The 10187-nt window shown below is 57.2% G+C and carries 3 protein-coding genes, 1 tRNA gene and 2 pseudogenes; 1 reads left to right on the top strand and 5 read right to left on the bottom strand.

Translation table 11 applies throughout. The features are described from left to right. Positions 1 to 95: 95 nt before the first annotated feature. The 3 genes and pseudogenes from C8D90_RS21295 to C8D90_RS21280 all read right to left on the bottom strand — a co-directional run. Positions 96 to 908, bottom strand: a pseudogene (locus C8D90_RS21295) (tyrosine-type recombinase/integrase); the annotation flags it as partial. A 197-nt stretch (positions 909 to 1105) separates the two neighbouring features. After that, a tRNA-Leu gene (locus C8D90_RS21285) sits at positions 1106 to 1190 on the bottom strand. A gap of 303 nt (positions 1191 to 1493) precedes the next feature. Continuing rightward, positions 1494 to 2411, bottom strand: a pseudogene (locus tag C8D90_RS21280) (L,D-transpeptidase family protein); the annotation flags it as partial. Between the two features lie 335 nt (positions 2412 to 2746). Here C8D90_RS21280 and ampH point away from each other — a divergent pair. Further along, positions 2747 to 3901: a D-alanyl-D-alanine-carboxypeptidase/endopeptidase AmpH gene (ampH, locus tag C8D90_RS21275; RefSeq protein ID WP_115460465.1), complete on the top strand. Its 1155-nt coding sequence runs from the start codon at positions 2747 to 2749 to the stop codon at positions 3899 to 3901. 61 nt (positions 3902 to 3962) lie between these two features. On the opposite strand, the gene C8D90_RS21270 is transcribed toward ampH, so the two are convergent. Further along, positions 3963 to 4910 (bottom strand): OmpA family protein, encoded by a 948-nt coding sequence (locus C8D90_RS21270; RefSeq protein ID WP_115460468.1) that lies wholly within the window; start codon positions 4908 to 4910, stop codon positions 3963 to 3965. Between the two features lie 181 nt (positions 4911 to 5091). Next, the coding region (locus tag C8D90_RS22145) for an Ig-like domain-containing protein (RefSeq protein WP_115460464.1) at positions 5092 to 10187 on the bottom strand (5096 nt) is incomplete at its 5' end.

Below are 10187 nucleotides of genomic sequence, written 5' to 3'. Positions count from 1 at the left end.
CGGGCTTTACGCATGGTGATCTCCTCAGGGAACATAATCAGTATGTCCGGAAGATATCTAAAAGTGAATGGTTCGGTTTAGTGGGATACTTACAATTTAACCCCCTCCAGCGGTTCACGCTCACCCGGAATCGTCCACATGGCCGTTTCAAAATCCACTTCTGACCAGCGAGCAAAACGAAGCTCGCTTGAACGGATGAAAACCAACAAAGTGAGTTCAACCGCCAGTCGGGTTAACGGCCTGCCAGAATAGTGATCAATGCGGTGAAGTAATTCAGGAATGCGGTTAAGTTCTAATGCAGCACGGTGCTGTCTTTTCGCCGTAGCAACCGCACCGGCAATCTCCTGCGCGGGGTTGTAGTCGATTAAGCCGCTCTGAACGGCAAAGCGCATAATCGCGGTAGTACGCTGCTGTAAACGGGCGGCGACTTCGAGACGCCCTGATGACTCTACGGCTTTAATGGGTACAAGCAGATCCCTTGTCTTCAATTCAGCAATGTTCCGCTTACCGATAGCAGCAAAGAGATTATCTTCGAGGCTTTTCAATACACGAGCGCTATGCGATGTCGACCATTTCTGATTACTGGCGTGCCATTCTCTGGCAACCACTTCAAACGTTATTGCCTCTTGCTCCTGCTCTACCTTAACGGCTTTCTTGTTCTCACTGGGATCGACGCCATGAGCTAACAGCTTACGGGCTTCATCCCGGCGCGCCCTGGCATCCGCCAGCGAAACCTCAGGGTATTTCCCCAGCGCCAGCATCTTCTCTTTGCCACCGAAGCGATAACGCAGTCGCCAGTATTTGGAGCCGTTAGGGTGAACCAGCAAAACCATGCCATCACCATCAGTAAGCTTATAGGCTTTTGCTTCAGGCTTAGCCGAACGAACCTTCACATCACTCAGAGCCATGATGAGTATCCTTTCAAGGATTCTGTGTGGGTACAATCATAATCGAACCGGGATATACCCGCAGTTGTACCCACATCAGAAGTTGATGTAGATTGAATCAGGTTGACTTAGGTTGAGTGAAAAAGCGAGGAAAGCCTTGCGGATACTGGATTTCAGGCACAAAAAAAGACGTCCGTTGACGTCTATTGATGTTCCGATGGTGCCGAAGGCCGGACTCGAACCGGCACGTATTTCTACGGTTGATTTTGAATCAACTGCGTCTACCGATTTCGCCACTTCGGCACTGAAGAGGGTGCGGAAAACGTGAAGGATTATACCTGTCGCACGCTGCCATGCAAGCAACACTGTGCTTACATCCTTCTAAATGCCGAAAAAATCATCGCCGGGGGATTTTATTGCTAATTCAGTCACGTTTTCCTCCCGCTCCCAGCAACACCGCCAGGCCAGAGCGCGCACACGCACAACGGGATAACAGCGCAGGGAAGAGAGCAAAAGGAGAGGTTCTTCAATCCCCCACACAGCCAGGCGTACTGAAGAATCAAAACTGCAGCCCGGCAGCACACAGCCGCCGGGCAGCTTAAATCAGTTCACCTTAACCGGCATACCGGAACGCGCTTTCAGCGCATCATCCAGCGTCTGCTGGTTAACGCTGGCATCCGCCAGCACTTTACCGACCTGCTGGTTAATCGTGATCGGCACCGGCGCTTCGGAGTTAAACTGCTCTTCCGTCATAGAAAGCGGGTTGTGTACTTCCACATAACGGGTGCCGTCCGGCTCGGTCCAGGCCTTCACCGGTTCGTTGATGAACTGGAGGCGCGTCCCTACCGGCACGTTCTCAAACAGCCATTTGATGTCCGGATCGCGCAGGCGCACGCAGCCGTGGCTCACGCGCAGGCCGATGCCGAAGTTGGCGTTGGTGCCATGCACCGCATACAGGCGGCCCACGTACAGCGCATACAGCCCCATCGGGTTATCCGGGCCGGCCGGGAATACCTGCGGCAGGGTTTCGCCACGTGCGGCGTATTCGGCGTGCATGCCTTTGGTCGGCGTCCAGGTCGGGCCGGCCTTCTTGCGTTCAACCTTGGTGACCCAGTTCAGCGGGGTATCTTTACCCAACTGGCCGATACCTATCGGCAACACGACCACGGTGTTGGTGCCTTTCGGGAAATAATAAAGACGCATCTCCGCGCTGTTAATGATGATGCCTTCGCGCGGCGTGTCCGGCAGCAGCAATTGCTGGGGGATGATCAGGCGGGTACCGCCCGCAGGCAGGTAAACGTCCACGCCCGGGTTGGCTTCCAGCATGTTGCTCAGCCCCATCTGGAACTTGGCGGCGAAGTGTTCCAGAGGATACTTGCTGTCCTCCGGGATGGTGTATTCAACGTTTTGCCCGATCAGGCGACTGTTTTTCGCCGGGAGGGGATACACAACGGCAAATGCAGACTGACAGAACGCCGCGGTTGCCAGAAGCACCGTGAAAAGCGCACGGATACTCATTTTCATGTTCTAGGTTCCTGTTGGGGTTTATTTGCTGTGCAGGTTGTCAGGGCCTTACTTCCCCCGCGTTTCGCCGGAGAGGGTGGCCTCTAAGCCAAATCTTGAGTAACGGATGCGCATTATATGTGCATGAATGCCCCGTAGGGAAATAATAGTGTGCCGAAATACCTTTTAGTTTTGTAAATTTTGGCCGATCTTCTTATACCTTACTTGCGGCGATCGCAACCGGCGCTTGATGTACCCGTCAGGCTGGCTTATAAGATGCGTTGCGCCAGCGTGCGAAAACCGCTGTCGTTCGTTAAGTATAGGCCCAAACTGTTCACTTTCTTTTTATCGTTGAAATGGATACACGCGTGTTGAAGACTTTCTCCGCTACTTTGCTGGCCCTCGCCTGCGCCGTATTTTCCCTGCAATCCCAGGCCCGGCAGTTGGATCCTCTGGCGTCCCAAACCGTCGATGAGTACGCCGAGCATATCTTTTATAACAGCGGAGCCGCCGGCATGGCGCTGGTCGCCATCGACGGCAATCAGCAAGTGTTCCGCAGCTTCGGAGAAACACGGCCGGGCAACGATACGCGTCCGCGCAAGGATTCCGTTATCCGCATTGCCTCCCTGACCAAGCTGATATCCAGCGAGGTGATGGTGAAGATGGCGGCCGAAGGCAAGGTTAATCTCTACGATCCCCTGCGTAAGTATGCCCCCAAAGGCGCACGCGTGCCCGCCTACAACGCCAAGCAGCCCATCGTGTTGATGCACCTGGCGTCACACACCAGCGGCCTGCCGCGCGAGCAGCCGGGCGGCGCGGCCAACCGGCCGGTCTTTACCTGGCCGACGCGCAGCCAGCGCTGGGAATGGCTGAAAACCGCAAAGATTACCGTTCCGCCCGGGGTGCGTGCCGGGTATTCCAATCTGGCCTATGACCTGCTGGCCGACGCGCTTTCCCGTGCGTCCGGCAAGTCGTTTCCGACGCTGGTGCGCGATTACGTCACCCGTCCGCTGGGCATGAAGGACACCACCTACACCCCTTCGGCGGATCAATGCGCCCGCCTGATGGTTCCCGAGCGCGGCGCCAGCCCCTGCATGAGCTCGCTGGCCGCCATCGGCAGCGGAGGGATCTATTCCACGCCGGAAGATATGCAGCGCTGGATGCAGCAGTTCCTCAACTCCTCAGTGCAGCCGCGTTCGCCGATGGCCGATCACCTGCTGAAAATGTACTACCAGCGTCAGCAACTGACCCAGGTTGTCGGCATGGACGTGCCGGGCCAGGCCTCCGCGCTCGGCCTCGGCTGGGTTTACATGGCGCCCAACCCTGCCGCCGGCCTGCCCGGCATCATCCAGAAAACCGGCGGCGGCGGTGGGTTTATTACCTACATGGCGCTGATTCCGGAGAAAAACGTCGGCGTCTTCGTCGTGGTTACCCGCACAGAGCTGACGAAGTTCACCAATATGAGCGACGGGGTGAACAGCCTTGCGGCGGCGTTGGCGGGGCCGCGGTAGCCCAACGTAAAACGGACACCCTGGGGTGTCCGTTATTTACATTCCAGCGATAAGCCGAAAATCAGTTGCCTCTGACGACAATATCCACACGCCGGCTGTTTACGTTACAACCTGCACCCTGCTGGCTCGCCTTGGTGCCACAGCCTTCCGCCGTTTGCGCGACGCCCATGCCCATGCTGTTGTTGATCATTGAAGGATTGATCCCCCGCTCGACCAACATGGCGCGTACGGTGTCCGCACGGGCCTCAGAAAGGCGCTGGTTAGCCGCACGGCTGCCGATGGCGTCGGTGTAACCCACGATCTGGATCTCACTCACGCTGTTCGCCTGCTTGATGAACTTCGCAACATTATCCAGCTTGGCGCGCGACTCCGGCAGGATGCCCGCCGGGTTGCTCTTGGCAAAGCGGAACAGCATCTGCTCCTGAATCAGCACCACGCCGCCGTTGTTCACGTAATCACAGTTTTTCACCTGTGATGCGCGGTTAACGATGCGGGCATGCTTATACAAAGAGGCCAGCGTAGACTCCGCCTGAGCGCGTTCAACCAACGCTGCGGTATTGCCGGTCGAGCCGGGGTTTACCTGCACGAAGTAGGTTGTCGCGCCGGAGGTGCTCAGCTGGCGCGCCGGGTTCTGCTTGCCGTGATACAGCGGCTGATCGTTAAAATAAGACTCGATCGTGTGCACCCCGGGCGCAACGCAGAACACGGTAAACTCACCCGGCAGCAGCGCGGACTGCAGCTCGCGATCGACGTAAACCGTTGCCGGTACGTTGCCCTGCGGGTAGTACATCACCACCTGCGCCAGCTCCGGCACCACCGTCGCAACCGGGCGATAAGGCACGGTCGCGGCGCCGCTGCGGGCCGCCGGGGCGGAGGCGTAGTTGTCAAGCGCGTTATCAGCGCCCTCTTGTGCATATTGCAGCTCAGCGTGGGCGGCAAAGCTGCTCAGGCCAGCCGCTACGCATAAAGCCAGGGTAAATTTTCTAAAATTGTGACGGGCTATTTTCATGTTTAACTCCAGACTCACCCAGTTATTCATCCGTAAATGACGATTTATGTATGTCGGCTTTTCCGCTTCTGCGAAAAAAGCCTTGGCCAGACAATAAGATTTCGTTAATCCCTACCACCCGCGCCCTGATTGCTGACGCGGGCGGATAGCCCGCCATCCGGAGATGGCGGGGGTTACTGGGTTAAACCATGATCTGGTTGTTTTGAAGCAAGGTGATCAAATCAGTATTCACGTCTGCCAGTGTGACAACCTGCGTGAAGCCATGTTGTCCGCCCTGACCATCGCGGTCGATACTGATAACCGTGTCCTTACCGTTGTACTCCACCTTCAGGTAATCCAGCACGCCTCTGGAGGAGTAATCCAGCTCCATCTTGCCGTCATCCTGGAAGAAGGAGATAGGACCGGTGTAATCCAGCAGATCGCTCAGGTCGATCAGGTCTGCATCGCTGTCGGTCATCAGGTTACCCACCTTGAAGCCATGAACCGTGTCGTGACCGTTACCGCCGGTGCCGTCACTTTCCATGCCTGCCAGTACCTTATACATCAGCGTATCGTTACCGCCGTTGACCAGGTAGAAGGTGTCGTTACCGCCACGGCCTTCAAACAGGTTGTTAGCCGAGTTGTCGGTAAATACGTCGCCTTTGTCAGTACCAATCAGGCCTTCGATGCTGATCAGCTTATCGTTGCCATGACCGGTCGCAGTACCCGTCCACAGGTTAGCCGTGACGGCACTCGGTGCACGGCTGTAGTCAACGATGTCCATACCCGCGGTCTCGCTCCATACCGCCTTACCGCTGACGATCTGGTTCCAGCCGCCGCCGCCGTTGTAGGTATCGTCACCCGCCGAACTGAAGAAGGTGTCGTTATACCCGGTACCCACGATGCCGTTAGCACCGGTGGTATTGTTGGCGTCGTTGGTATTTTCCGCCGTCAGCACATAGGCATCATGCGCTTTACCGGTGGTCAGGCCGCCCCAGGTCTCGTTAACCGTACCGTTGGTATAACCGCCGATGCTTGCGGTTGCCCCGACATGGTTAGTCTGCCCGTTGGTGATACGCAGCAGCTGTACCGAGTAAACTTCATTCGGATCCAACCCGAAGAAGCTGACCAGGCCCATACTGTTGCTGGAGCCGGACGCCTGCGGGTTAATCAGCTGCGTCGCCACGCACTCACCGGCGGAGTTATACAGCTTGACGGTGTTGCTGTAGAAGGTATTGATGCCGTTGCCGTCAACAATACGAATCTGCAGGCTGGTGCCGTCGGCCGCGATGTTGGTGTTTTTCACCAGCAGCGTCGGCGCTGCGTTGTCGCTGGATACCACTTTGGCGTCATCGCCGGCACGGTACAGAACCAGGTCCATTGAGCCATCCCAGTCGTAGTCAAGCGCTACCGCACCGGTCAGGTTGTTGAACTTCTGGTCGCCCGTCAGGCTTACCGCGTTGGCTCCCCAGGTGCCGTTACCGGTGTTGGTATACAGTACCGGGCTGCCGTTCACGCCAGAGCGCGGAACTTCGATGATGTCCATCTTACCATCGTGGTTCCAGTCCACCGCCAGCGAGGTTCCGCCGTCCAGGGAGTCGCCAAACCACAGCGCCTGAGCGTCAGTTGCCTTCAGCTTACCGGCACCATCGTTGAGGTAGATGCGGCTTTCATCGCTGTTGCTGCCGTTCTTCGAACCGCGGCTGAGGAACAGGTCCAGCCAGCCATCGCCGTTGAAGTCCGCATAAGTCATCGATATCGACAGGTTGCCGTAGTCTTCATGCCCGTCGTTACGGAACACGTCGGCGTAGTAACCTACCTCACCGAAGTTGGTCTTCGATGTCCCGGTGGTTTGGTTATACAAAATCCCCAGACCACGCGAGTTGTTACCGACGTTACTACCCGCTCCGTTGTAGTCGATGTGAGCGGTAATATCGACGGTACCGTTGTTGTCGATATCCACCGCACCGACTTCGTGCATGATACTCAGGCTGGACGGAATCGCGCCGCCGGGGTGTCCGTTACTAAAACCGGAGACTTTCTCATAGGTCAACGTACCATTCTCGTTCTTAATAAACGAAATGGAGTCTGCTTCAGAGTCCGCCAGCACGAAGTCCAGATAGCCATCGCCTTCACGGTCATAGGCCACCACGCCGCCCAGGTGGTTCAGCGTTCCCTGGTCGAGAGACTTCGCCGTATAGCTGCCATCCGCGTTTTGCATCCAGTATGCCGTGCGTCCACCGTTGTCATACGCACTGACCTGCGACATCACGTCGGTATAGCCGTCGCGGTTGATATCCGCGAACACCGCCGAGTTGACGTAATGCTCGTAAGAGTCGTTCCTGACATCTGACGGTTCAGCCAGATAAGTGGATACATAATCCTCGCGCGTTACAGAATCGTATACGCGTCCGGCGTTTGCCCGCGATGTCCCGGAGGTACCGCGCGCACTCTGGAAGAACGACCACAGACCGTCCTGACCGATGGTGACCGCCGCCGCGTTCAGGCCGCGACCATCACCGTCCGTCGTACCACCCCACTTCTGCTCAATCAGCGTACTGCCGTCACCGTCAGTTACCCCGGTGCTGGTGCTTGCACTCATGGTTGAACGGTTACCCGCCTCATCCCAGACCACAAACGCCAGGTTATGGGCGCCCGCCGGCAGCTTGGTGCTCAAACTCCAGCCGCCGTTTGAATCCGCCTTGGCGAAGCCAATCACCTGATCCAGGCCTTCCTGGTAGGTGCCGTTACTGTTCACATCACTGATCAGCGAGACGATGGAGCCCGCCTCAACGGTACCGTAACGGGTACTGTCAAAGACGTACGAATCGTTGCTGCTGACGTGCTGCGGAACGTCCGGCGCCATCGAGATGCCATCCGGCGCATCCAGATCGATCACCACGGTGTAGCTGTCGGCAAACTTGGTGTTGGTACCCACGCTACCCGCACTGCCGATAACCTGCAGTTTGTAGGAGTAGGTGGTGCTGGCCGTTACTTCCGGCAGACCGAAGGACCAGTTGGTGCCGTTCAGGGTCACCGTCTGCCAGGTCTTACCGTTGTCCAGGGACAATTGCAGCATTTCACCCGTCTGCAACGCAGCGCTCAGGGTACCGCTTACCGTAACGGTACGGTCACGGGTCACCATGTCGCTGTTGGTTGCCGTGGCGCTGTGGCTGAAGAGGTCGCCAACCGCCAGACCGTGGCTGGTATCCGTGGTGATCTTCACCGTGGTATCCAGGCCATTCATGTCACGGCCGCCGCTTTCAATCTTCAGCGCATGCGAGTCTGTGCTGCCGACGTTGCCGGCCTGGTCCACGACGCGGGCTTCGATAGTGTAATCACCATCAGCCAGCGGTTTGCTCTGCAGGTCAACGGTCCAGTCAGTGCCGGTAACCGAGGCCGCGGAGGTCCAGGTTTTACCACCGTCCAGACTGACTTCTACCCACTCATCCGCCAACAGCGCTTTATCCAGGGAGCCGTTAATCAGCAGTGTGTTATCGCTGGTAATGAAGTCATTATCCGACGCGCCGCGATCTTCTGTGATGGAGGTAATCGTGATAGCCGCGTCAGAAACGGTGGTATCAACGATAATGCTCCATACGTTACTCAGATCGCTGGTGTTGCCGGCGGCGTCGGTTGCCGTCGCGACCAGGTTATAGGTGCCTTCCGCCAGCGCCTTATCATCGGCAATCTGCAATACCCATTGACCGGTTGTGGCATCGGCGACGGCCGTGCCCAACAGGACGCGGTTATCCGCATCAACCTGATGGTAAACGTTAACGGTGCTGCCCTTCTCCGCCGTACCGGAAATTTCCGGCGTAGCGTCGTTGGTGGCTTTACCGTTGGCGACCTGACCCTGTACCGGCTCAACGTTGTCCTGAACATCAGTAATGGACGGCGCGTTCGGTGCAACCGTATCGATGACCAGGTCGAACTCTACCGGCGTCAGCGGGTTGCCGGACGGATCGGTGCCGCTTACCACAACCGTGTGCGCACCTTCGGTCAACGCTTTACCCGGCGTGAATTCCCAGTCACCGTTCGAATCAGCCTTCACGCTGCCCAGTATCGCGCCGCCCTTATCGGTCAGGGTCACGATGCTGTTCGCCGTCGCTGTACCGACGAAGGTCGGCATGCTGTCGTTGGTGGCTTCACCGTTGGTCAGCGGACGGGAACCGTTCTCTTCTTTAACGTCATCAATAACCTGAATCAGTTTCAGATCGCCCGGTTCGGTGCTGATGGTCACACTGATGTCATCCACCTTCGCACTGCTGTTGCCGGCCTTATCCGTCACCTGCGTGGCAAACGTGTAAGTACCGTCGTCCAGCGCCGTATCCGGCGTAAACGTCCAGGAACCGTTCGTGTTAGTCACTACCGTACTGCCGATAACCTTGTCGTTGGCGTAAATGACGACCGTGCTGCCGTACTCGGCGTTACCCGAGAAGGTCGGCTTGTCATCATCCGTTACCATGCCGTTGGTCATCTTGCCGGTCCAGTTACCAATATCGTCGGTAATCTCCAGGCCGGAAACCGGGTTCGGCGGCGTAGCATCGATGGTGATGCTATGCGACGGGCTGCGATCGCTTTCCTGACCCTGGCTGTTGGTGCTGGTCACGGTGAAGTTATAGTCACCGTCCTTCAGCGCCGGACTCGGCGTGAAGCTCCAGGTACCATCATCCTGTACGGTCGTGGTGCCCAGCTTCTCATTACCGTTATAGACGGTAATGGTGTCGCCAGGTTGGCTATCGGAGCCGTTCAGGGTCGGCGTGTTGTCCTTGGTCAACGCCCCGTTGGCCAGGTTAACATCGCTGTCGCCCGTATCGTCCACCACGTTGCCGATGCTCGGCGCGTCCGGGGTATCTGACATCGTGACATCGTAGCTGCCCGCAGGCTTGGCGACGTTACCGGCCTTGTCGATTTCCTCCACGGTCAGTTTGTTGATCGAGCTGCCATACAGCGACTCGCCCGGCGTCAGTTCCCACTTACCGTTTGCATCAACGGTGGTAGAGCCCAACAGCTTCGTATTGCCGTCCTTATCCGTGGTGTACACCTTAATGATGTTGCCCACTTCATCACCGGAACCGTTGATAACCGGACGCGGATCGTCCAGCACGCCGCCAGGTTTAACTTCACCGGTCGCGTTGCCGAAGTTATCGGTCACCATGTCGATCGTCACGTTATCCGGGTTCGGCGGCGTGTAGTCGGTGGTCAGAACGAAGTCGGCTGACTTCTCGCTGACGTTACCGGCCTTGTCCGTCGACGTGGCATAGAAGGTGTTCTTCCCTTCCGGCAGCTTGGTAT

The organism is Enterobacillus tribolii (assembly GCF_003363015.1).
GTDB lineage: Bacteria > Pseudomonadota > Gammaproteobacteria > Enterobacterales > Enterobacteriaceae > Enterobacillus > Enterobacillus tribolii.
Note: the sequence above shows the minus strand (reverse complement) of the source record. Positions and strands in the feature narration are given on the sequence as shown.

What these genes read in the sequence shown, in the direction of transcription:
- C8D90_RS21270 (WP_115460468.1), bottom strand. Translation starts at nt 4,910, where the DNA reads ATGAAAATAGCCCGTCACAATTTTAGAAAATTTACCCTGGCTTTATGC.
- ampH (WP_115460465.1), top strand. Translation starts at nt 2,747, where the DNA reads ATGGATACACGCGTGTTGAAGACTTTCTCCGCTACTTTGCTGGCCCTC.